The organism is Microbulbifer sp. (genome assembly GCF_036563125.1).
Lineage (GTDB): Bacteria > Pseudomonadota > Gammaproteobacteria > Pseudomonadales > Cellvibrionaceae > Microbulbifer.
Genome location: NZ_DATCMV010000179.1, coordinates 52,260 through 75,115, shown reverse-complemented (window position 1 = coordinate 75,115; position 22,856 = coordinate 52,260). Strand labels below are relative to the sequence as shown.

Here is a 22,856-nt window from a genome sequence, read left to right as displayed (position 1 = left end):
TGCACCCAGCTCCCGAGCCATGGCCACCATCATTACCGTGAACGCCATGCAATTGCCCTGTTGCTGGCGATACGTTTCAGAGGCCGTAAGTGTCCTGTCGGCCTGATACTGCACGGTAAATTCGCGATTCTCAAAACCACGCAGCAAGGCAACCAGTCGCTGCTGGGGACTTTCCCCCGGCGCCACCTGCGCCAGATACCCGCGCAATTCCGTTTCAAGCCCGAGGATATCGTCGTCAGGGAGCGCCTCAAGCTCAACCGGCTCGGCAAACAGCGCCTCTCCGGAAAGCAGCCATGGCAGGTCGATTGGGGACTCCGGCGCGGGCGGCATGCTGCTGCAACCAGCCAGCAACAACAGCAGCAAGCCGGCACTCAACACCGCGCGGATATACGGGGCCTGTGACCAGGCTGGCACCGTCAGGTCAGAATTTTCCGGGGTTTTCATCATTATTTTCCCCATTTCGTATTTTGGATTTCCGATTTTCCACGATTCCTGTCGCAAAGGAATCCTTTTTGCAGGCGCATTTCCTGTTTCACCTGTAACCGTTCGCCAGTTTTTAAGACGACTGTTACACTGCCGAAGACTTTTCATTAAAGCTATAACATCCGGGATTGCAGATATGACATCAAATGTCGCAGACGTCACTACGACGGCCCCCCGTGCTGGCTCGGGCGAATTGCTCGGCCATCCGAAAGGACTTTACATCTGTTTTGCTACCGAACTCTGGGAGCGATTCTCTTTCTACGGCATGAAGTACCTGCTTCTGCTGTATTTGACCAAGTACCACCTGTTCACCGACAGCGCCGGTTACGATGTGCTCGGTGCCTATGCCGGCCTGGTTTACGCACTCCCGCTGATCGGCGGTCTGTTGGCCGACCGCTACCTGGGCATGCGCAAGGCCGTACTGTTCGGCGGCATCCTGCTCTGCCTGGGGCACCTGCTGATGGCCGTGGAAGGCCACGGGGCCATTTCCTATGCAGCAGGTACCGTACTCAGCGAAGCCATCACTTTGAACGACGGTAGCGTGATCGCCGCCGGTACCACTCTCACGGAGAATGTGATTATTCAGGACGTGGTTGCCCTGAAAGTGTTCTTTATGGCACTGGCGCTGATCACTGTAGGCGTGGGCTTCCTGAAGCCTAACATCTCCACCATCGTCGGCCAGCTGTATGCCAAGAATGATCCCCGTCGCGACGCCGGTTTCACCATCTTTTACATGGGCATCAATATCGGCTCCTTTATCGCCACCCTGCTGTGTGGCTGGCTGGGTGAAACCTATGGTTGGGGCTACGGCTTCGGTCTGGCGGGTATCGGCATGGTAGTGGGCCTGATCACCTTCACCTGGGGCCAGAAATACCTGGATGGACTGGCCGAGCCCAGCCGCCCAGAAGTGCTGAAAGAGAAGGCGCTTGGCCCGATCAACAAAGAGTGGGCCGTGTATCTGGGCGGCATCGCCTCCCTCGCACTGGTGTGGTTCCTGGTTCAGAGCGAGCCGGTGGTACACCTGGCACAGAACAGCCTGCTGATCGTCGCCATCGTCGGCCTGATCCTGTTCTCCATGCTGCATAAAGACAGCAAAGGCAAGGACATGATTGCCATTTCCATGGCCGCGGTCACTGCAGCTCTCGGCCTCGTCTGGGCCTTCACCGATGTGGACGTATGGCTCGGCTGTATGCTGCTCGGGCTGGTTGCGTTCATCGGCTACGGCTTTACCCGCCACTACAGCGAGGAGTTCTCCCGCACCGTGGTGCTGATGGTGCTGATCACCTCCACCATTGTGTTCTGGGCACTGTTCGAGCAGTCGGCAGGTTCCATGACCCTGTATGCGGACCGCGTACTGGACCGCACCGTAGGTGACGGTGAGATCCGCGCTTCCATGTTCGGCTCCCTGAATGCCGGCTTCATCATGCTGCTGGCGATTCCGTTCGCTGCCCTGTGGGTATGGCTGGGCAAGCGCGGCTGGGAGCCCAGCACCCCGGTCAAGTTCGGCCTCGGTATCATTCAGGCCGGCCTCGGCTTTGGCGCGCTGGTACTGGGTGCGGCCTTCCCCACCGAAGCCGGCAAAGTCGCCATGATCTGGCTGGTACTGGCCTACCTGCTGCACACTACCGGTGAGCTGTGCCTGTCCCCGGTTGGACTGTCTGCGGTGACCAAGCTGTCTATCGGCAAGGTAGTCAGCGTGAGCATGGGGACCTGGTTCCTGGCCACTGCCCTGTCTGAAACTGTGGCAACCCGCATCGGTAAGATGGCGGCCATGCCTCAGGATGGCGGTACCGATATGGCCTCTACCCTGGCCACTTATACAGGACTCTACGAGTACCTGATGTGGTGGGGACTCGGCGTTGGTGCGCTGATGATTGTCATCTCGCCACTGCTGAAAAAGGGTATGTGCGGCATTCGCTAACTGCGGATACCAACTGCTTAAAAAAAGCCGCTGTGGGAAACCACAGCGGCTTTTTTGTTCCTATCTCAAGGCCATTCAGCTGAACAGAATGGAGTAGTTTTGCCAGATAAAGCGCACTCCGATTACAAACAGCAAGCCGGCAAAACAGTTCTTCAGCAGCTGCGGTGAGAGCCTGTGGGCCAGTTTGGCACCGAGGCGCGCGAACCAGGTGCTGGCGAGCACGATGCCGGCAAAGGCCGGCCAGTAGATATAGCCAGTGCTCCACGCCGGCAGCTGCGGGTTATTCCAGCCCTGCACCGCGAAACTCATCGCCCCCGCAATCGCAATCGGCAGGCCACAGGCGGCGGAGGTGGCGACGGCACGCTGCATCACGATATGGCAACGGGACAGGAAGGGCACGGTAAGTGAGCCCCCACCAATACCAAAGATCGCCGAAGCCCAGCCAATGACCGTACCCGCCAGGGTCAACCCGGCCCTGCCGGGCAGGCGGCTGCCGTCGGTCGGTAATTGCACCTTGCGCAGGCCATCGATCCACATTTTTACCCCGATGACGACGGCGAAAATACCAATCAGGAACTGCAGCCAGGCGCCTGAGAGCCAGTCCGCGGTCATACCGCCGAGCCAGGAGCCGAGCAGGATACCTGGTGCCATGGTGGCGAAGATCTTCCAGTCCACTGCGCGTTTGCCGTGATGGGTGCGCACTGAGCTGATGGACGTGACGATGATGGTGGCGAGCGAAGTGCCAACCGCCATGTGGGTGAGGATCTCCGGGGCGATACCCTGAGCGGTGAACATCAACACCAGCGCGGGCACGATAATCAGCCCGCCGCCAACGCCGAACAGACCGGCGATGGTTCCAGCCCCCATACCCACCAGCAGATAAATCAATAAGACTTCCACAGTGTCCCCCACTACCCTACTTTCAAAATTCGATGCAAAAAAAACGGTGGCATATAGCCACCGTTTCCGTCAGCCCGCAAGCGGGCTGGCTGCTACCAGTGAGGATTACTCCTCGCCAGTGGCCTCGTCCGCCTGATCGGCAGTCGCTTCCTTGATGGACAGCTTGATACGGCCACGCTGGTCTACGTCCAGCACTTTAACCTTAACCAGCTGACCTTCGCTCAGGTAGTCGGTAACCGCATTGACGCGCTCTTCGGCGATCTGGGAGATGTGCACCAGACCGTCTTTACCCGGCAGGAAGTTGACGAACGCACCGAAGTCAACGATACGCACAACCTTACCTTCGTAGATTGCGCCGATCTCGGCTTCTGCAGTGATCTCCTCGATGCGGGTAACTGCCGCTTCCAGGCTTACACCGTCTTCACCGAAGACTTTTACGGTACCGTCGTCTTCGATATCGATAGAAGCACCGGTCTCTTCGGTGATGGAGCGAATGGTCGCGCCACCTTTACCGATCACGTCGCGGATCTTGTCCGGATGGATCTTCAGGGTCGCGTAGCGCGGAGCATTCTCGTTCACCACTTCGCGGGAAGCGCCGATCACCTTGTTCATTTCCGCCAGGATGTGGAGGCGAGCCTGCAGGGCCTGCTCCAGAGCAGTCTCCATGATCTCTTCGGTGATGCCTTCGATCTTGATGTCCATCTGCAGCGCGGTTACACCAGAAGCGGTACCGGCTACCTTGAAGTCCATATCGCCCAGGTGGTCTTCGTCACCCAGGATATCGGTCAGAACGGCAAAACCGTCTTCTTCCTTCACCAGGCCCATGGCGATACCGGCAACCGGTGCTTTCAGCGGTACACCCGCATCCATCAGCGCCAGGCTGGAACCACACACGGAAGCCATGGAGCTGGAACCGTTGGATTCGGTGATCTCGGAAACCACACGCAGGGTGTAGGGGAAGCTCTCCGGGTTCGGCAGCACAGCCGCGATACCGCGACGGGCCAGACGGCCGTGGCCGATTTCGCGGCGACCGGTGGCGCCTACACGACCCGCTTCACCTACAGAGTAGGGAGGGAAGTTGTAGTGCAGCATGAAGTAGTCTTTGCGCTCGCCTTCCAGGGCGTCGATGATCTGCGCATCGCGGGTGGCACCGAGGGTGGCAACAACCAGCGCCTGGGTTTCACCGCGGGTGAACAGTGCAGAACCGTGACCTTTCGGCAGCACGCCCACTTCCACGCTGATCGGACGCACGGTTTTGGTGTCGCGACCGTCGATACGGGGTTCGCCACGTACCACGGCACCGCGTACGATTTTCTTCTCCAACTTGCCGAAGTAGGTCTTTACGGTACCTTCGTCCACTTCTTCGGTGGCCAGGGCAGCCGCAGCGGCATTGCGCAGTTCGCCCAGACGGGTGGTGCGCTGCTGCTTGTCGGTGATGCGGTAAGCTTCCTTCACCTGCTCGCCGAACTGAGCTTCCAGTGCGGACTTCAGCTCTTCGTTGGTGGCTTCCGGCTGCCAGTCCCAGGTGGGCTTGCCAGCTTCGGCTTTCAGCTCTTCACAGACTTTAACTACCGCCTGCATTTCCTGGTGCGCATACAGAACCGCGCCCAGCATGATGTCTTCCGGCAGCTCGGCCGCTTCGGATTCCACCATCAGCACGGCGTCCTTGGTACCCGCTACCACCATGTCCAGCTCGGACTCTTTCAGTGCTTTGTAGCCCGGGTTCAGGATATAACCATCTTTCTCGGTGTAGCCCACGCGCGCGGCACCGATCGGGCCACTAAACGGAATACCGGAAATGGAGAGAGCCGCGGAGGTACCGATCATGGCGGCGATATCCGGATCAACGTCTTTTTCCGCGGACAGAACGGTACACATGACCTGTACTTCGTTCATGAAACCTTTCGGGAACAGCGGACGGATCGGGCGGTCGATCAGACGGGAAGTCAGGGTTTCTTTTTCTGACGGGCGGCCTTCACGCTTGAAGAAGCCACCGGGAATCTTGCCGGCCGCGTAGGCCTTCTCTTGGTAGTGCACGGACAGCGGGAAAAAGTCCTGGCCGGCTTTGGCGTCTTTGGCACCGACAACGGTACACAGAACAACGGTTTCGCCCACTGTGACAAGCGCCGCACCGGTAGCCTGGCGCGCGACGCGGCCGGTTTCGATGGTGACCTGGTCTTTTCCGTACTGGAATGTTTTGGTTACTGGATTCACTAGTATCTTTCCTGTTTCCTTACGGCTGCTGGCCCATTCCAACAGCCCCTACTGTGTTCGCCTGCATCGGGGCTTCTACGAAGTGATTATTGTAGGAGCCTGTATCAGGCGAATTTGCCGAGCTAGGCCCTTGGCCACTTCGGCGTTCCCAGGGGAAAAACATCTCTATCCCCTGAAAATTCACGAATTCTTTACAGCTAAAAAAACAATGCCCGCCAGAGGCGGGCATTGCAGGGTCTTAGCGACGCAGGCCGAGCTTGGCGATCAGCTGTGCGTAACGGTTCAGATCCTTGCGCTTCAGGTAGTCCAGCAGCTTACGACGCTGGTTTACCATGCGGATCAGACCACGACGGGAGTGGTGGTCTTGCTTGTGGGAAGCAAAGTGACCCTGAAGCTTGTTGATGTTGGCGGTCAGCAGGGCAACCTGAACTTCCGGAGAACCGGTATCACCTTCAGCTTGGCCGTGCTCTTTCAGGATGGCTGCTTTTTCAGATGCAGACAGTGCCATAACGAATTACCTCGTTCGTAACATGCTTTGAAAATTCGGCTGACCCGTGCATGTTTACAGATCAGCTAATCGCTTACCCATGCTCGCCTGAAAGCAGGCTCCTACGGATTATTTCACCAACCGGCGGGGTGCGACCCGCCCGTCATCAGTAATTTCTCCAACGCCCAGAAATTCACCACTTTCCAGGAAGAGGCGCACCATATCACCTTCATCACCCAAACGGTAGACCTGCAGATCCATCACCGGCTGCCCTTGACGCAGATAGTAGCCCGAGTCATCCGTAAGGATCATTTTGGGCAGCCCGGAGGCGGGAGAATCCGCCGGCAACAGGTGGTGATCGAGCAATTCTGCGCGATCTTCACCGCGCTCTTCTGCCAGCTCTTCCAGAGTGACCGCATCGTCCTCGTGATAGGGACCGGCGGCACTGCGATGGAGCTTTTCCACAAAGGCGCCTACGCCCAGTGCCTTACCCAGATCCTCGGCGAGACTGCGCACATAGGTGCCCTTGGAGCAGTGCACTTCTACTTCAGCCCGGGGCAGCTTGTCTGGCGAGTCTGCAGCGGGAATGAACTTCAGCAGCTCGTAGGAATAAATTTCCACTTGCCGCGGCTCCCGCTCCACCTCAATGCCCTGGCGCGCCAGCTTGTACAGCGGCTGACCGTTGTGCTTGAGCGCCGAGTACATGGAAGGTACCTGGCTGATGGTGCCACGGAAGGCTTCCATCGCCTTGCGCACCTGCGCCTCGCTAATTCCAGAGGCATCCGTAGTGGAGACCACGTTGCCATCGGCATCCCCTGTCTCCGTGGTCATACCGAAACAGAAGGTGCTGCGATAGCGTTTATCCGCATCCAGCAGGTACTGGGAGAACTTGGTCGCTTCACCGAAGCAGATCGGCAGTACGCCGGTGGCCAGCGGATCAAGCGCACCGGTGTGACCGGCGCGATTGGCGAAGAAGAGACGTTTAGCTTTCTGCAGGGCATCGTTGGCAGAGATCCCGGCGGGCTTGTTCAGCAACAGCACACCGTCGACCTGCCGACCCCATTTTGGTCTGCGGCCCATCAGTCGTTACTTTCTTCCTGGTGGCCCTTATCTTCGCCGCGACCCTCGTCGACCTGATCGTCGCCCGCCTCAGAGTGCTTCTGGTCCGCTTTCACCGCCTTGTCGATCAGCGCCGACAGGTGCTGGCCGCGCACGGAGGTTTCGTCGTAGCGGAAGTACAGACGGGGGATGATACGAATCTGGATCTCTTTAGCCAGCTGGCTGCGCAGAAACCCGGCCGCTTTGTTGAGCGCCGTCATGGCAATTTCAATCTTGCTGGGATCATCTTCACCCACCAGGGTCACATACACCTTGGCAGTGGTGAGATCGCGGCTCACTTCCACGTCGTTGACATTGACCATGCCAACCCGTGGGTCGCGCACTTCGTGCTGAATCAGCTGTGCCAGCTCGCGACGCATGGCGTCGGCGACCCGGTCGGCGCGGTGGAATTCTTTGGCCATCTTTTACCTATTTGAGAATGGCAATTCCCCCGCAAACAGAGAGCTGATTGCGGGGGAAGAGAGAGAACAGTTACAGCTCGCGGGCTACCTTGATGATGTCGTAGACCTCGATCTGGTCACCGGGCTTGACGTCATTGTAGTCCTTAACGCCAATACCACACTCCATACCGTGACGGACTTCGGCTACGTCGTCCTTGAAGCGACGCAGTGATTCCAGTTCGCCCTGGTAGATCACCACGTTGTCGCGCAGTACACGGATCGGCTTGTTGCGGTAGACGGTACCCTCGGTAACCATACAGCCGGCAATGGCGCCAAACTTCGGCGAGCGGAACACGTCGCGCACTTCTGCGATACCCACGATCTCCTCGCGCACTTCCGGAGCCAGCATACCGGACAGCGCCTGCTTTACTTCGTCCAGCAGGTTGTAGATCACGCTGTAGTAGCGGATTTCCACACCCTCATTTTCCGCCAGCTTGCGCGCGGCCACATCGGCACGGGTGTTGAACCCGAGGATGATGGCACCGGAGGTGAGCGCCAGGTTGACGTCGTTCTCGGCGATACCGCCAACGCCACTGGAAACCACAGTCACGGAAACTTCTTCGTTGCCGATATCCATCAGCGCGGACTGGATAGCTTCCAGAGAACCGCGAACGTCGGTCTTGAGCACCACCGGCAGGACTTTCTTCTCGCCGGCTTCCATGTTCGCAAACATGTTCTCAAGCTTGGCCGCCTGCTGGCGCTGCATACGCTCGCTGCGCTCTTTCTCTGCGCGCTGCTCCGCCACTTCACGGGCCTTGCGCTCGTCTGCCACCACCAGGAACTCGTCACCGGCGTTGGGCGTGGAATCCAGACCCAGCAGTTCTACCGGCGTCGACGGGCCCGCATCTTTAACGGACTTGCCCAGTTCGTTGGTCATGGCGCGCACGCGGCCGAAGCTTTGGCCGGCGAGTACGATATCGCCGCGCTTCAGTTCGCCATTCTGTACCAGCAGGGTAGCGACCACACCGCGGCCTTTTTCCAGACGCGCTTCGATCACCACGCCAGTGGCGGGGACACCCACCTTGGCTTTGAGTTCCAGCATTTCAGCCTGCAGGGAAACCGCTTCCAGCAGCTCTTCGATACCCTGACCGGTGTGCGCAGACACCTGTATGAACTGGGTGTCGCCGCCCCAGTCTTCCGGGATCACGTCCTTTGCCGCCAGCTCGTTCTTCACACGGTCCGGATCAGCAGATTCCTTGTCACATTTGTTGATCGCAACCACCAGCGGTACACCCGCTGCCTTGGCGTGGGCGATGGCCTCTTCGGTCTGCGGCATCACGCCGTCGTCCGCTGCAACCACCAGAATCACCACGTCGGTAGCCTGGGCTCCGCGGGCACGCATGGCGGTAAACGCCGCGTGTCCGGGGGTATCCAGGAAGGCGATCTCGCCATGGCTGGTCGGCACCCGGTAGGCACCAATGTGCTGGGTAATACCACCGGCCTCACCAGAAACAACTTTGGTGTTGCGGATGTAATCCAGCAGCGAGGTCTTACCGTGGTCGACGTGGCCCATCACGGTCACAACCGGCGCACGGGATACTTCTTCACCTTCCAGCTGCTGGGACTGGGCTACCAGCTGCTCTTCCAGCTCGTTCTCGGAGCGGAAGACCACCTTGTGGCCCAGCTCTTCGACAATCAGGGTCGCGGTTTCGCGATCCAGACTCTGGTTGATGGTAACCATTTCGCCCATTTTCATCAGGCGTTTGATCAGTTCACCGGCCTTGATATTCAACTGTTTGGCAAGATCGCCGACGGTGATCGTCTCGCCCAGTTGTACTTCGTACACTTGCTTTCCTGTCGGCCGTTTGAAGCCGTGCGTATTCTTTATGTTCAGCGTCGGACGAGACAGGGAACGCGTGCTGCGCTTCTCATCTTCATCGCTGTCGAATGCTTCCAACGCCGCATCGAAAAGAGAGGTTTTGCTGGATTTTTTCGGGCCAGTCTTGCTGCGGCGACCACCGCGACGCTTGCGCGGCTCGTCTTCGTCTTCGCTGCGGCTGACGACATCCACAACCTCGTGCTTGCGACGGGGAGCTGCTGCTGTAGTCTTGGCCTCTGCGGCAGCGGTATCTTTGCTCTTAACCCTTTCTTCGCGCTCTTTCTGCTCCTGCTCAACGCGAGCACGCTCCGCTTCCACGCGTGCTTTTTTCTCTTCCAGCTCCGCGGCTTCACGCTCGTCTTCTTTCTTGCGACGCTCGATCGCAGCGAGGCGCATGGCTTCGATATCATCGACGTAGCTGGAGCGAACGGGCGGTGCTTCAGGCTTGGGTTCCGGTTTCGGCTCGGGCTTGGCTTCCGCGGCCTTGTCTGCCTCTTTGGATTCAACCGCAGCAGCCTCTGCGGCCTTGGCTTCGGCTTCGGCCTTCGCAGCCTCTTCCGCTTCCTGGCGGGCCTTGGCTTCCGCTTCGGCACGCACCTTGGCTTCGGCTTCCGCGGCTTCCTGTTCAGCGCGCGCGCGCTCGGCCGCGGCTTTCTCAGCTGCGGCCAGCTCTTCTTCGGCCTTCAACAGGGCGGAGGTATCTACTTCTGGCTGCTCGGCTTCATCCGCGTCTGCACGCTTGACGTAGGTACGCTTCTTGCGCACTTCCACGTTCACTGTTTTACGGCCGGCGCCAGATCCGGTTTTCAGTGTAGTGGTGGTCTTGCGCTGGAGGGTGATTTTGCGAGGTGAAGCACTCTGCTCCCCGTGACTGCTTTTCAGGAAGTTGAGCAGGACCTGTTTTTCTTCCGCAGATACCTTTGCATCCGCTGAAGTGTGGGGCAAACCCGCCTCCTGCATCTGCTTGAGCAGACGCTCTTCGGTGGCACCAACCGATTTGGCGAGTTCGCTAACTGTTACTTCGGCCATTCTCTCTCCTAAAAAGTCACTTGGTGGCAGAGCAGCTTCAATGCATTTTGCTGCTCCACCCTTGACCTGCATGGCAGGCAATTCGTGGCGCGCACGCAACGTTGGTGCGCGTGGCCGGGCGTTCGCCCGGCACTTGGGTACTTGGCTTATTGACCACTGTCGTCGGCGAACCAGGGTTCGCGGGCTTTCATGATCAGTGCGGCGGCGCGCTCTTCGTCCATACCGTCAATATCCAGCAGGTCGTCTACCGCCTGCTCCGCGAGGTCTTCCATGGTGGCCACACCGCGGCTCGCGAGCTGGAATGCCAGCTGGCGATCCATGCCTTCCATGTTCAGAAGGTCTTCCTGGGGCTCACCGGCATCCAGTTGCTCTTCGGAAGCCAACGCCTGGGTCAGCAGGGCGTCTTTGGCGCGGGCGCGCAGCTCTTCGGCGATTTCCGCGTCGAAACCCTCGATGGTGAGCATTTCTTCCATCGGTACGTAGGCCACTTCCTCGAGGCTGGTAAAACCTTCTTCCACCAACACGCTGGCCACATCCTCATCGATATCCAGACGCTCCATGAAGACTTCCATGATGCTGCCGGATTCGGCTTCCTGCTTGGCCTGCCACACATCAACGCTCATCACGTTGATCTGCCACTCGGTCAGTTCGGACGCCAGGCGTACGTTCTGGCCGCTGCGGCCGATGGCCATCGCCAGGTTTTCTTCGGCCACGGCCACGTCCATGGAGCCCGCATCTTCATCCACTACGATGGATTCGATTTCCGCCGGGGCCATGGCATTGATGACGAACTGGGCGGGGTTGTCGTCCCACAGCACGATATCCACACGCTCGCCAGACAGTTCATTGGAAACTGCCTGCACACGTGCACCGCGCATACCCACACAGGCGCCCACCGGATCGATACGACCGTCGTTGGTTTTCACTGCGATCTTGGCGCGCAGGCCCGGATCGCGCGCAGCGCCCTTGATCTCGATCACCTGTTCGGAGATTTCCGGCACTTCAATGCGGAACAGTTCGATCAGCATTTCCGGGCAGGAGCGGCTCAGCATCAGCTGCGGGCCGCGGGCTTCCGGCAGGATTTCTTTCAGGATGGCGCGCACGCGGTCGCCGAGACGGAAAATCTCACGGCCAACCAGCTGGTCGCGCGGCAGGCGCGCTTCGGCATTGTTGCCCAGGTCCACGGCGATAAAGTCACGAGTCACCTTTTTCACGGTGCCGCTGATCAGGTCACCGACGCGATCGCGATATTCGTCGACGATCTTGGCGCGCTCGGCTTCGCGCACTTTCTGCACGATAACCTGCTTGGCAGTCTGCGCGGCGATGCGGCCGAACTCGACGTTTTCCACCTGCTCGCGATACACATCACCAGCTTTCAGCTCGGGATCTTTCTCGTGAGCCTCTTCCAGAGTGAACTGGGTACCCAGCTCGGCGAGGGTCTCGTCGCCCACCACTTCCCAGCTGCGGAAAGTTTCGTAGTCACCGGTGCGACGATTGATGATCACCTGGACGGTGGAATCTTCGTCGTAGCGTTTCTTGGTGGCCGTTGCCAGGGCCGCCTCGATTGCCTGGAAAATAATATCCCGGTCAACGCCTTTCTCGTTGGAAACCGCTTCGGCTACCAGCAAGATTTCTTTGTTCATGCAGCTGCCTCTTCAAAAACGCTACGTGCTTTTAATTCAATGCCATGGTGAGCGGCACACGTGCCATTCCCACCCGCTACTTCTGCATTGCCCTACAAAATATCCCCGGAAATCCCGGGTCTCAAAACTGTGATACCCGCGCCTGCAGATACAAGCGCGGGTAGTGCAGCGAACGCGTTACTTCTTCTTTCCGCTCTCAAACTGCGGAATGACATTCGCTCGCTCAATACTGTCGATCGGCAGCAGGTATTCATTTTCGCTGTCGATACGCAGGACCACTTCGTCGCCCTCAACGCCCGCCAGCAGGCCGCGCCACTTGCGCTGGCCCTCCAGCGGCATACGCAGGCGGACTTCCACCTGGGCACCGGTATAACGCTCGAACTGCTCGAGTTTGTACAGCGGCCGGTCCATACCCGGGGAGGAAACTTCCAGGGTGTAATTGCCGGTGATCGGATCTTCCACATCCAGCACTGCGCTTGCCTGGCGACTGACCTTTTCGCAGTCCTCCACGGTAACGCCCTCTTCGGCGTCGATATAAATGCGCAGCAGGGCGTTGCGACCATGGGTCTGGTATTCGATCCCCCACAGCTCACACCCCAGCGATTCAACCACTGGAGCCAGAAGCTCTTCCAAAAGTTCGCGCTTACTTGCCATATCACCACTTTGGCCCGCGATCATGTCAGCCGTACTGCCGACTAGCGGGGCAGATGTGCAACTGCCGCGGCAGATTGCAAAAACAAAAAATGGGCAGCGAAGCTGACCCCACGGTCCGAATGAGAAACCGCGGCGCCGACTTCCGGCCCATTCGGATGACAAACTAGGATAACCCCATTTGCCGCAGATACGAAAAAGCCCCTAACAGGGGCTTTTACTACACAAAAGCGCCCTGAAGCACTTTTGTAAAATTTGGTAGCGGGGGCAGGATTTGAACCTACGACCTTCGGGTTATGAGCCCGACGAGCTACCAGGCTGCTCCACCCCGCAACAACAACTCTGGGATTTGACAACCACTTACCACTTGAGAAGTATAAATGGAAATTTGGTAGCGGGGGCAGGATTTGAACCTACGACCTTCGGGTTATGAGCCCGACGAGCTACCAGGCTGCTCCACCCCGCACCAACAACCCTAGAAGCCGACCTGGTAGGTTTTCGACTTCTTGCGGTGGGTGACCCCAACCGCTCAGAGGCTGCGCATTCTATTGATCGCCCCTAGGGGAGTCAAGTCACTTCTGGCATTTAATTACACACATTGATCTGACAACAGTAATTACGGGCCTCACAGCGAAATTAATTAACGCCCCCCCCAAGCCATCAGCAAAACCTAATTGCTAAGCATTCTCATTACGCTTATGATCGCACCCCACATTAACGGGTGCGACAGACGCCCGGGCGGAAACACCATCGAATACCCGCCATGAGACTCGAACAATCAGTCGCGTCCAAGACATAAGCAAAGTTTCACAACGAATATCACCGAATAATGCCCGAGGAGTTCAGCATGCGCGGGACACGCACTTCCCTAGCCCTGGCCATCGCCGCCGTCAGTTCAATCACCAGCTCAATCGCCAATGCCGCAGAAACCGATTCGCGCATTGCCGAAGAAGTCGTGGTTACCGCGAGCCGTACTGAGAAGCCCCTGAGCGCCATCCCCAATACCGTCACCCTGATCGACCAGCAGGAGCTGACCAATCAGATGGCCGCCACCAGTGACCTGTCCACCATCCTCGGCAACCTGATCCCGAGCTTCTCCCCCAGCCGTCAAAAGATGACCAGCGCTGGTGAGAGCCTGCGCGGTCGCAAGCCGCTGTACCTGATCGACGGCGTGCCGCAGTCCAACCCGCTGCGCGACGGCGGTCGCGACGGCCACACCATCGATCCGCTGATGCTGGAGCGGGTGGAAGTGATTCACGGCGCCAACGCCATCCACGGCATGGGCGCCTCCGGCGGCATCATCAATCTGGTGACGCGCACCCCCAGCGATGAATTCCAGCAGAGCCTGCGGGTGGAATCCAACCTGCAGCCGGAAGAACTGAGCGACACCCTGGGTTACAACGGCAGCTACAGTGTCTCGAGCAAGCTGGACGACGTCGATGTACTCGCGAGCCTGGCCTACCGCAATACCGGCATCAGCTACGACGCCAATGGTGAGATTGTCGGTTTCGACAATACCCAGGGCGACACCATGGACAGCGAGACCATCAACGCCTTCATCAAGACCGGCTACAGCTGGGACGACCAGCGTGTGCAGCTGACCATCAATCACTACCTGCTGGAAGGCAACAACAACTGGTTGAGCGTCGACGGTGACATTTCCGAGGGCATTCCCACCACCGCGATCGAAGCGGACGTACCGGGCAAATCACCGTCCAACGAAGTGACCACCATCAACCTGCAGTACACCAAGGAAGATTTCCTCGGCCAGAAACTGCGCGCACAGGTTTTCTCCCAGGACTTCGCCGGTACTTATGGCGGCACCCCCAGCGGTACCTTCCAGGATCCCACCTACGGCGATGTGGTGTTCGACCAGTCCCAGAACAACTCGGAAAAGCGCGGCCTGAAGCTGACCTTGATCAAGGATGAAATTGCCGGCGCACCAGTGAGCCTCGCCTACGGTGTGGACCTGCTGCAGGACGAAACCTGGCAGCAGCTGATCCTCACCAACCGCGCCTGGGTACCGCCGACCAAATACAAAAACATCGCTCCTTATGCGCAGGCGGAGTTCAGCGGTATAGAGCACATGACCATCACCGCCGGTGTGCGCCGTGAAATCTCCGAACTGCAGGTGGATGACTTCACTACTCTGTACTCCTATAACGGCGGCCAGTTCGTGAAGGGTGGCAACCCGGAGTTCAGTGAAACCCTCGGCAATATCGGCGCTACCTATGCCATCAGCGAAGGCCTGCGGGTTTACGCCAACTACTCCGAAGGCTTCTCCATGCCGGATGTGGGCCGGGTGCTGCGCGGTATCAACCAACCGGACCAGGATGTGGAAAGCTTCCTCGACCTGAAACCGATCCTGACCGAAAACCAGGAAATCGGTGTGGACTTCAGCGGCGATAAATTTACTGCACAGCTGGCCTACTACACCTCCGACTCCGACTTCGGCCAGCGCCTGAACCTCGGCAGCGATGGCATTTACAGTGTCAGCCGCGAGCAAACCGAGATCGACGGTGTAGAATTGCGCGGTCAGTGGTTTGTAACGGAAACCGACACCCTGGAAGCCCGCTACGCCTACACCAAGGGTCGCTACGACTCCAACGACGACGGCAAGGTGGACACCGACCTGGACGGCCGCAACATCGCCCCCAACCGCTTCAACCTGAGCTGGGCGCGCAACTGGAACGACGTATTCAGCACCCGCCTGCAGGCCAACTGGCTGCTGGATCGGGACTTTGAAAACAGCGCCGGGGTGGTGACCACCGAATTCGACGGTTACACCATCATCGATGCCAGTGCACAGCTGAAAGCGCTCGGTGGTGAGTTTGCGCTGGGGCTCCAGAACCTGACCAACGAAGACTACTTCACCTACTACTCCCAGACCGCAGGTAACGATGCCCGCAACTTCATGGGCCTCGGGCGCAGCGTGAATCTGTCTTACTCGAAAGTGTTTTAATTGAGTCCCGTGATACCCGCGCAAGCGGGTATCTGGATTCCGGCGGCAGCAGGAGCGGCGGCCTGAGGTGTGCATGCGCAAAACCTTTTTCATCCTTCACAAGTACGCGGGCCTCACTCTCGGCCTGCTGCTTGCGCTTATCGGATTGACCGGCAGCCTGCTGGTGTTCGATCACGCGCTGGACGAAAAACTTGCGCCGCACACCGTCCGCTTCAATCCCAGTGCCCAAGCAGCCAGCTACGCGGATATCCTCACCGCCGCCCGGGCGGCAGTGCCGGGCAATCCCGCGCCCACCCGACTGATGACCCAGCGCCAGCCGGGCAGCCCCCACGTTGTCCGCTTCCCCACGCCAGAAGGTGCACCGGGCCCGGTGGAAGTCAGCGTGTCGCCCACCGATGCGGAAGTACTCGCGGTGCGCACCTGGGGTACCACGACCAGCACCATGACCTGGGTCTATCGCCTGCACTACACATTACTCGCAGGCAAGACCGGCAAAACCGTGGTGGGTTTTATGGGGCTGCTGCTGATGGTGTTCTGTATCAGCGGTGCCGTTTTGTGGTGGCCGAAATTGCACAAGCGCGGCAGTGGTAAATGGAAGCGCGCTTTCACAATTTCCCGCACCGGCAACCGCTTCCGCTTTTATTTTGATATCCACAAGGTGTTCGGCATCTACTTCCTGCCAATGCTGCTGATGACCAGTTTCTCCGGCGTAACCCTGGTATTCCCCTCGCAGGTTGAAGCGGTAGTGGGCAGTTTGTTCGAACTGGAACCTCGCCCCGCCCTCCCCGGCTCCACGCGGGGATCCGGCACCCCGATAACGCCGGACCAGGCGGCGGCCATCGGCGAAACAGTATTCCCCGGTGGTGTTCTGAAACGGATTTATCTGCCTGTGGATAACAAGGACAGCTACGGCCTCACCTACCGCGCAGCCGGCGAAGCCTGGTCCAACTACGGCGCCAGTATTGTGCGTATCGACCAGTATTCCGGTGAGGTCCTGATGTCCCAGAATGTCACCGAGATTCCTCTGGGCAACAAGATCCTGCGGTGGCAGTTTCCCCTGCATAACGGCGATGCCCTGGGCATCGTCGGACGCTGGCTGGTACTGATTGCGGGGCTTGCGCCCGCGCTCCTGTTCGGCACTGGAGTGTACCTGTGGTGGCAGAAACGCAGCCTCAAGCAGAAGGCCGGGACCCGGAAAGCACCAAATCCTGTCCGACCGTCCAATATCCCCGCGGAAGTCTGAGACAAATCACAGTCTCGGCAGAACTGCTCAACTAAACTGCGACCGTGTTTACAAAAGCGCTGCCGTCCTGAGCACACTCGCCGGCGCGAAAATTGAATCAGGGATATTGATTACCCACCCGTAACCAAGCACTCAACGGACATGGAGTTCCCGCGTGAAAGCTGTCGGCCTTTTCCAATACCTGCCCATTGACGCTGAAGATTCCCTGCTTGACCTGCAGATAGACCGGCCGGAACCCGGCCCGCGGGACCTGCTGGTGGCGGTCAAGGCAATCGCGGTCAATCCGGTGGACACCAAAGTCCGCGCCCCCAAACCCGACGCCATTGTGGAAGCGACACCAAAAATCCTCGGCTGGGATGCCGCCGGTGAAGTCGTGGCCGTTGGCAGTGCGGTGGAAAGCTTCACGCCCGGCGACCGGGTGTACTATGCCGGTGATATCACCCGCCCGGGCTGTTACAGCGAATACCAGCTGGTGGACGCGCGCATTACCGCCCGCATACCCCGTACCCAGGACTACTCCGCAGCCGCAGCGCTGCCACTGACCAGCCTCACCGCCTGGGAAGCACTGTTTGACCGGCTCGAAATCAGCAGCACGGGAACAGATGCCGGCAAGTCCATCCTGATCATTGGCGGCGCCGGCGGCGTGGGTTCCATGGCGATCCAGCTGGCGCGCTCGCTCGCCAAACTCAAAGTCATCGCCACCGCATCGCGCACCAAATCCAGCTTCTGGGTAAAACAGATGGGCGCGAGCCATGTGGTCAATCACCGCAACCCGGTGGATGAGGAGCTTAAGGATATCGGGATCCCCGAGGTGGATTACATACTCTGCCTCGCCGATACCGATCAGCACTTCGCGGCGATGGCCAACGCCATCAAGCCGCAGGGGAAAATCTGCTGTGTGGTGGACAATAAAGAGCCCCTGCCGCTGAACCTGCTGAAGCCCAAAAGCGCGACATTTGTGTGGGAGTTCATGTTCACCCGCAGCAAGTTTGCAACCGATGACATGGATCGCCAGGGCTGGATACTGGAACAGATCGCAAAACTGGTGGATAACGAAACACTGGTGACCACCGTCAGTGACACGGTGGAGCCAATCAATGCGACCAATTTGCGCCTGGCACACCGGCAACTGGAAACCGGGCGCACCATCGGCAAGCTAGTCTTGAGTGGCTGGGAATAACCTCGAGGCCATCCCGCTATCATTGTGCCAGTGGCGTTCAAACTCCCACCTGGTATCAATATCGAGAAGCGTACCCGGGTCATCCACGTCAACGACGGTCAGCGCCGATACATGCGCGGCGATGACCTGGCGCGCGCCCTCGTCCCCAGCAAGGCCACATAACACTGGCCAGAACTTCCGTCCGAACACTACTGGGTGACCGCAATGCGCTTTAAATCGCGGGCGGACGATGGTATCGGCACTACTGGCTGCTAATAATTTTGCGAGCGTTGCCGGCTTAAGTGCGGGCATATCCCCCAACAGGATCGCAACACTGTCGATATCGCGGGTCAACGGCAGAGTCCGCACCGCAATCATGGCATCGGCGATACTGGCCCCCAGACCACCGCGCGCATTGGGTGCTCTGACAATGTGGCATTCCTCCGGAATCCCCAGCGCGGACGGACTGTCGTCGGGACGTATCACCACCGCCAGCAGACTCTGCCCGCCGGTACCGGTAAAGGCGGGCTGCACCTGTGCCAGCGTATGCCCCAGCAGGCTTACATCGTCCGCCAGCCGCAACGCGCGCTTGTCATCCGCGCCGAAACGCCGGGAAAACCCCGCTGCCATAACCAGTCCGAGGGTGCGGCCTGTGGGCGCATCCGGCGAAATCCCACTATCAGAGCGCATCGCGCGGGATGCCTCGCTGCACACGCAGGATATCCGCCATCACCGCCAGTGCAATTTCCGCCGGTGTTTTACTCCCCAGGGCAAGGCCAATGGGCATATGGATACGCTCCAGCTCTTGCGTGGTCAAACCGCCTGTGGATAACAGCCGGGTTGCACGCTTATCCGAGGTGCGCCGTGATCCCATCACGCCGATATAAAACGCGTCGGTCTTGACCGCCTCCATCATCGCCAGGTCGTCGATGCGCGGGTCGTGGGTCATCGCCACCACCGCGGTCTGCTGGTGGCAGTTACCCGCCTCCGCGATAAATACCGAGGGGAAGGTTTTCTCCAGGCGCACACCGGCAAGATTGAAATCGCGATACTCCTCCTCGCGCGGCTCGCACAGAATCACTTCATAACCCAGCGCCACGGCAAACTCCGCACAGATTCTGGCGACACTGGAGAGCCCGGCGATAATCAGACGCGCTGCGGGCCCGACACGAATGCTGATGCACTCCGCCGAGACCGCTACGGTATCGCCCCCGGCGTGCACAACCGGGCGCAAACTGCAGTGCCCATCGAGCAGGGAAACCGTACGCAATTTCTGCTGCTGCCCGCGCAATACCGCGAGTAGCTCTGCGAGATGTTGACGATTGCCAAGCTCGGGGGGAAGTCGCTCGACCAGCACCTCCAGAATGCCGCCGCAGGGCAACTGCACCGGCGAACGCTTAGCCGATGGCTGCTCGCGCAGGTCGCCGTAGCGCTCGATACACACCCGCTGGCTGAACTCACCGCGCTGCACCCGCGCGAGAAAATCCTCCTCGACACAGCCACCGGATAGTGAACCCAGGTGACTGCCATCCTCGCGCGCCACCATGATCGAACCCGGCGCCCGCGGCGATGAGCCAAAGGTTGAGAGCACAGTGCACAACCAGATGGTTTCACCGGCTTCCAGCCACGCCAGCCCCTGCTCTACCACCTGAACATCAAGGTGCTGCATCACTGGCCCCGCTCAGCTTTTCAACTGGTCTGCCACCGGCAGGGTGCGGATACGTTTGCCGGTCGCGGCGAAAATCGCATTGCACAGGGCCGGCGCCACCGGCGGCAACCCGGGTTCACCCACGCCGCCGATTGGAATATCCAGATCGTTATTCACCGCGTATACGTGAATCTCCCGGGGAGACTCGTTAATGCGCGGCACCAGATACTGGTGAAAGTTATCCTGCTGTATACGGCCGTCCTTGGCGGTAATCTGTGTCATCAATGCGATGCCGGTACCCATTACGCAGGCCCCTTCCAGCTGGGCGGCGACACGATCCGGGTTGATCTGGGGGCCGCAGTCAAATGCGACATCTGCGCGGTGCACGATAACGTCGCCGCCTTCGCTGACCTCCACATCCATCACGATCGCGCAGTAGGACACAAAGCTGTTGTGTACCGCGAGGCCCAGCCCACGGTTGGGCGGCATCTTCTTGCCCCAACCGGCCTCTTTGGTGGCTCGCTCGATCACCGCACGGTAACGCGCGGTGTCGATGGGGTAGCGCGCCGGGTCTTCACCGTAATTGAAAATATCTTCCTTGCCCGGATCGATTTTCCGGTCCGGTCCCAGTAACTCGAGCAGGAAGTCCCGGTGATCTTTGCCCGCCAGATCAGCGAGCTCTGCCACAAAACTCTGGATCGCAAAGGCGTGGGGCACGTTGTAGACCGAGCGGAACCAGCCGATACGGATATGCCCCTCCGCCTCGCCGTTCTCCTGCTGTATCGCGGGGATATCGAACGGCATATTGCGGATGCCCATGCCCATCTCCGCCGCCGACTGATACTCGGCATCGGGGGCGAACAGGGACGAAATACTGGGGGCCAGGGAACGGTGCAGCCAGCCACTGACGCGCTTGTTGTCGTCCAGGTAGCCTTGCATATGCTCGAGTGCCACGGCGTGGAAAAAGCCGTTGTGCAGGTCATCTTCACGGGTCCACTGCACCCGTACCGGGCGGCCGTCCATCGCCTTGCTCAGGTCCGCCGCCTCAAACACATAGTCCGGCTTGGCCTTGCGCCCGAAGCCGCCTCCCATCAGACCGCACTGGACGGTGACATTCTCCGGCTTCAGCTGCAGACGCTTGGCCACGCCATCGCGGGCGGCCTGTGGATTCTGTACCGAAGTCCACACATCGGCCTTGTCACCGTTGATACGCACAATGGCCGCCATCGGCTCCATAGGCGCCTGGGCCATATGCGGTGCGTAGTAATTGACGCTCAACGACTGCGCGGCAGCCTTGCGAGCGGCCTCTATATCGCCTTTTTTGCTCTCGATCTTGCCGGTTTTTTTCGCCCTTTCTTCCAGCAGCTTGCGGAAGGCGACGGAGTCATAGCTGGCGTTGGCACCGGCCGGCCCGTTATCCCATTCGATAGCGAGCGCCTTGCGCCCCTGGATCGCCGCCCAGGTGGATTCCGCCAGCACCGCAATTCCGCCCATCGGCTCATAGCCCGAAGGCTGTGTTGCGGTGGGCATCTGGATCACTTTGACCACCCCCGGCACCGCCAGCGCCTTTTTGTCATCGAACGATTTCACCGCCGAGCCGTAGGACGGCGGGCGCGCGATGACCGCGTACAGCATGTTGTCCCAGCTGACATCCGCAGCAAACTGTGCCTTGCCGGTGAGGATATCCATACCGTCCACTGCCAGCGGCTGACCGACATTGGCTTTGGGGAACTCTTGCGGCTTGCGCATGATATAGCGCCACTGGTCCGGGCTTTTGAGCTTCAGGGACTTGCGGTCCGGAACCGGCTGCCCGGCAGCGGCCGTCGCCAGCTCACCAAAGGAAAGTGCACGTTTTGTTGGAATATGGATTACCTGATGGACCCCGGTGCGACACTCCGCCAGCGGCACGCCCCACTGTTTGGCCGCCGCCTGTTCCAGCATGGTACGTGCCGCGGCACCGGCACGGCGCAACGGGTCAAACCAGTGGCGCATGGAACGGGAGCCATCGGTGTTCTGGTTGCCATATTTTTCTTCGTTGGCAATGGCCTGCTCGACACGCACCTTCTGCCAGTCGGCCCCCATTTCGTCGGCCATCACCATTACCACACTGGTGCGGATGCCCTGCCCCATTTCACCGCGATGATTGATCAGGGTGACGGTGTTATCCGGGGCGATACTGATAAACACATCCGGGTTATCCACCCAACCGTGGGCCATGGCTTCTGCGCCATACTTCTTTGGATTGTCCGGGTCTTCCCCCTGGGCGGCGAAGGCTGCCGGTGTCCAGCGCGCGGCGATAACCAGCGCACCGGTGGCGGTGAGGCCGCGCAGGAATCGGCGACGGCTGACGTTGGCAATTTCCAGTTCCGCTTCGCCGGCCTGCTCGACGTTGGGATCAACAATCGAATCGTTCATGCCTTCACCTCCGTAAACAGGGGTTCGCCGATACTGGCGGCATTCTTTTCCGCCGCCGCAGCGGCGCGGTGAATGGCTTTGCGAATACGGGGATAGGTGCCACAGCGGCAGATATTGCCACTCATCTGGCGGTCGATCTGTGCATCGTCGGGATTCGGGTTGTTTTTCAACAGGGCCACAGCACTCATCACCTGCCCCCCCTGGCAATAGCCGCACTGCGCAACCGCCTCGTCCATCCAGGCCTGTTGCACACGCCGACCCAGCGGGTCCTTTTCCATGGCCTCGATAGTGGTGACGTGCTTGCCCTCGGCCATGGAGATTGGCGTGGTGCAGGAGCGGATAGGATTGCCATCCAGATGCACGGTACAGGTGCCGCACAACGCCATGCCACAACCAAAGCGTGTACCGGTGAGCTTTAACGTATCGCGCAGCACCCAGAGGATTGGGGTATCGGCGGGTACATCCAGCGAGCGCGGCTCGCCGTTGATGGTGAGTTTTATCATTGGCTTCTCCGCTCGCCTGTTTTTTTAATGACACCTGGACGCATAACAAAGTAGAGCAAGCGCAGGAAGCTTTCAACGTACGTTCCGCTGCACTTCTTGCCTATTCGTAAGAATTACGCGCACTGTAAATCGGGCTCAAGCGGCAGTGTGGCGCAGTTGGGGGAATGTCGAGAAAAGGGCGCGGCTTTGCGCCGGAAGGGATTGGGAGATCAGTTGGCCG

17 protein-coding genes and 2 tRNA genes are annotated in these 22,856 nt (G+C 59.4%); 4 read left to right on the top strand and 15 right to left on the bottom strand.

Annotation, left to right across the window (positions count from 1 at the left end; genetic code table 11):
• Window positions 1-444: transglutaminase-like domain-containing protein (locus VIL80_RS15330; RefSeq protein WP_332036962.1), on the bottom strand; the 444-nt coding region annotated here is incomplete at its 3' end.
• Between the two features lie 175 nt (window positions 445-619).
• Between VIL80_RS15330 and VIL80_RS15325 the strand changes: the two genes are divergently transcribed.
• Window positions 620-2,404 (top strand): peptide MFS transporter, encoded by a 1,785-nt coding sequence (locus tag VIL80_RS15325; protein WP_332036961.1) that lies wholly within the window; start codon window positions 620-622, stop codon window positions 2,402-2,404.
• Window positions 2,405-2,479: 75 nt separating this feature from the next.
• On the opposite strand, the gene VIL80_RS15320 is transcribed toward VIL80_RS15325, so the two are convergent.
• The 10 genes from VIL80_RS15320 to VIL80_RS15275 form a co-directional block, all read right to left on the bottom strand.
• Window positions 2,480-3,304, bottom strand: coding sequence for a sulfite exporter TauE/SafE family protein (locus tag VIL80_RS15320; protein ID WP_332036960.1), 825 nt, complete (start codon window positions 3,302-3,304; stop codon window positions 2,480-2,482).
• 105 nt (window positions 3,305-3,409) lie between these two features.
• Complete coding sequence (gene pnp / locus VIL80_RS15315) at window positions 3,410-5,518, bottom strand: polyribonucleotide nucleotidyltransferase (protein ID WP_332036959.1); 2,109 nt, start codon at window positions 5,516-5,518, stop codon at window positions 3,410-3,412.
• Window positions 5,519-5,756: 238 nt separating this feature from the next.
• Window positions 5,757-6,026 (bottom strand): 30S ribosomal protein S15, encoded by a 270-nt coding sequence (gene rpsO / locus VIL80_RS15310; RefSeq protein ID WP_318953255.1) that lies wholly within the window; start codon window positions 6,024-6,026, stop codon window positions 5,757-5,759.
• 108 nt (window positions 6,027-6,134) lie between these two features.
• The gene (truB, locus tag VIL80_RS15305) at window positions 6,135-7,085 is read right to left on the bottom strand and encodes a tRNA pseudouridine(55) synthase TruB (protein ID WP_332036958.1); all 951 of its coding nucleotides are present in this window, start codon (window positions 7,083-7,085) and stop codon (window positions 6,135-6,137) included.
• The gene (rbfA, locus tag VIL80_RS15300; RefSeq protein ID WP_332036957.1) at window positions 7,085-7,525 is read right to left on the bottom strand and encodes a 30S ribosome-binding factor RbfA; all 441 of its coding nucleotides are present in this window, start codon (window positions 7,523-7,525) and stop codon (window positions 7,085-7,087) included. The genes truB and rbfA overlap by 1 nt, the downstream gene beginning before the upstream one ends.
• Window positions 7,526-7,595: 70 nt before the next feature.
• A complete protein-coding gene (infB, locus tag VIL80_RS15295) occupies window positions 7,596-10,412 on the bottom strand; it encodes a translation initiation factor IF-2 (protein WP_332036956.1) in 2,817 nt (938 codons plus the stop codon).
• 146 nt (window positions 10,413-10,558) lie between these two features.
• On the bottom strand, window positions 10,559-12,055 hold the full coding sequence (nusA, locus tag VIL80_RS15290) for a transcription termination factor NusA (RefSeq protein WP_332036955.1): 1,497 nt from the start codon (window positions 12,053-12,055) through the stop codon (window positions 10,559-10,561).
• A 177-nt stretch (window positions 12,056-12,232) separates the two neighbouring features.
• Window positions 12,233-12,709, bottom strand: coding sequence for a ribosome maturation factor RimP (rimP, locus tag VIL80_RS15285; RefSeq protein WP_318953250.1), 477 nt, complete (start codon window positions 12,707-12,709; stop codon window positions 12,233-12,235).
• 253 nt (window positions 12,710-12,962) lie between these two features.
• Window positions 12,963-13,039, bottom strand: a tRNA-Met gene (locus VIL80_RS15280).
• Window positions 13,040-13,095: 56 nt separating this feature from the next.
• Window positions 13,096-13,172 (bottom strand) — tRNA-Met (locus tag VIL80_RS15275).
• Window positions 13,173-13,553: 381 nt separating this feature from the next.
• On the opposite strand from VIL80_RS15275, the gene VIL80_RS15270 reads away from it, so the two are divergent.
• The 3 genes from VIL80_RS15270 to VIL80_RS15260 all read left to right on the top strand — a co-directional run bounded on the left by VIL80_RS15270 (window position 13,554) and on the right by VIL80_RS15260 (window position 18,091).
• Window positions 13,554-15,668: a TonB-dependent receptor gene (locus tag VIL80_RS15270; protein ID WP_332036954.1), complete on the top strand. Its 2,115-nt coding sequence runs from the start codon at window positions 13,554-13,556 to the stop codon at window positions 15,666-15,668.
• Between the two features lie 73 nt (window positions 15,669-15,741).
• Window positions 15,742-16,911: a PepSY-associated TM helix domain-containing protein gene (locus VIL80_RS15265; RefSeq protein WP_332036953.1), complete on the top strand. Its 1,170-nt coding sequence runs from the start codon at window positions 15,742-15,744 to the stop codon at window positions 16,909-16,911.
• Between the two features lie 154 nt (window positions 16,912-17,065).
• A complete protein-coding gene (locus VIL80_RS15260) occupies window positions 17,066-18,091 on the top strand; it encodes a zinc-binding alcohol dehydrogenase family protein (protein WP_332036952.1) in 1,026 nt (341 codons plus the stop codon).
• Here the strand turns inward: VIL80_RS15260 and VIL80_RS15255 are convergent.
• The 4 genes from VIL80_RS15255 to VIL80_RS15240 are packed head-to-tail and all read right to left on the bottom strand — an operon-like array spanning window position 18,068 to window position 22,636.
• On the bottom strand, window positions 18,068-18,700 hold the full coding sequence (locus tag VIL80_RS15255; RefSeq protein WP_332036951.1) for a nucleotidyltransferase family protein: 633 nt from the start codon (window positions 18,698-18,700) through the stop codon (window positions 18,068-18,070). The genes VIL80_RS15260 and VIL80_RS15255 overlap by 24 nt on opposite strands.
• A gap of 49 nt (window positions 18,701-18,749) precedes the next feature.
• Window positions 18,750-19,739, bottom strand: a complete 990-nt coding sequence (locus tag VIL80_RS15250; protein ID WP_332036950.1) for an XdhC family protein — start codon at window positions 19,737-19,739, stop codon at window positions 18,750-18,752.
• 12 nt (window positions 19,740-19,751) lie between these two features.
• Entirely contained in the window at window positions 19,752-22,133 is a 2,382-nt protein-coding gene (locus tag VIL80_RS15245) for a xanthine dehydrogenase family protein molybdopterin-binding subunit (protein WP_332036949.1), read from the bottom strand.
• Window positions 22,130-22,636 carry a (2Fe-2S)-binding protein gene (locus VIL80_RS15240; RefSeq protein ID WP_332036948.1) on the bottom strand — a complete coding sequence of 169 codons (507 nt, stop codon included), beginning with the start codon at window positions 22,634-22,636 and terminating at the stop codon, window positions 22,130-22,132. Before VIL80_RS15240 ends, VIL80_RS15245 begins: the two co-directional genes overlap by 4 nt.
• Window positions 22,637-22,856 lie beyond the last annotated feature (220 nt).

Bases quoted from the DNA above. Each gene is read 5' to 3' on its own strand.
- rimP (WP_318953250.1), bottom strand. From the start codon at position 12,709: ATGGCAAGTAAGCGCGAACTTTTGGAAGAGCTTCTGGCTCCAGTGGTT.
- VIL80_RS15245 (WP_332036949.1), bottom strand. From the start codon at position 22,133: ATGAACGATTCGATTGTTGATCCCAACGTCGAGCAGGCCGGCGAAGCG.
- VIL80_RS15255 (WP_332036951.1), bottom strand. From the start codon at position 18,700: ATGGCAGCGGGGTTTTCCCGGCGTTTCGGCGCGGATGACAAGCGCGCG.
- VIL80_RS15270 (WP_332036954.1), top strand. From the start codon at position 13,554: ATGCGCGGGACACGCACTTCCCTAGCCCTGGCCATCGCCGCCGTCAGT.
- rbfA (WP_332036957.1), bottom strand. From the start codon at position 7,525: ATGGCCAAAGAATTCCACCGCGCCGACCGGGTCGCCGACGCCATGCGT.
- VIL80_RS15265 (WP_332036953.1), top strand. From the start codon at position 15,742: ATGCGCAAAACCTTTTTCATCCTTCACAAGTACGCGGGCCTCACTCTC.
- infB (WP_332036956.1), bottom strand. From the start codon at position 10,412: ATGGCCGAAGTAACAGTTAGCGAACTCGCCAAATCGGTTGGTGCCACC.
- VIL80_RS15325 (WP_332036961.1), top strand. From the start codon at position 620: ATGACATCAAATGTCGCAGACGTCACTACGACGGCCCCCCGTGCTGGC.
- truB (WP_332036958.1), bottom strand. From the start codon at position 7,085: ATGGGCCGCAGACCAAAATGGGGTCGGCAGGTCGACGGTGTGCTGTTG.
- nusA (WP_332036955.1), bottom strand. From the start codon at position 12,055: ATGAACAAAGAAATCTTGCTGGTAGCCGAAGCGGTTTCCAACGAGAAA.
- VIL80_RS15250 (WP_332036950.1), bottom strand. From the start codon at position 19,739: ATGCAGCACCTTGATGTTCAGGTGGTAGAGCAGGGGCTGGCGTGGCTG.
- VIL80_RS15240 (WP_332036948.1), bottom strand. From the start codon at position 22,636: ATGATAAAACTCACCATCAACGGCGAGCCGCGCTCGCTGGATGTACCC.
- rpsO (WP_318953255.1), bottom strand. From the start codon at position 6,026: ATGGCACTGTCTGCATCTGAAAAAGCAGCCATCCTGAAAGAGCACGGC.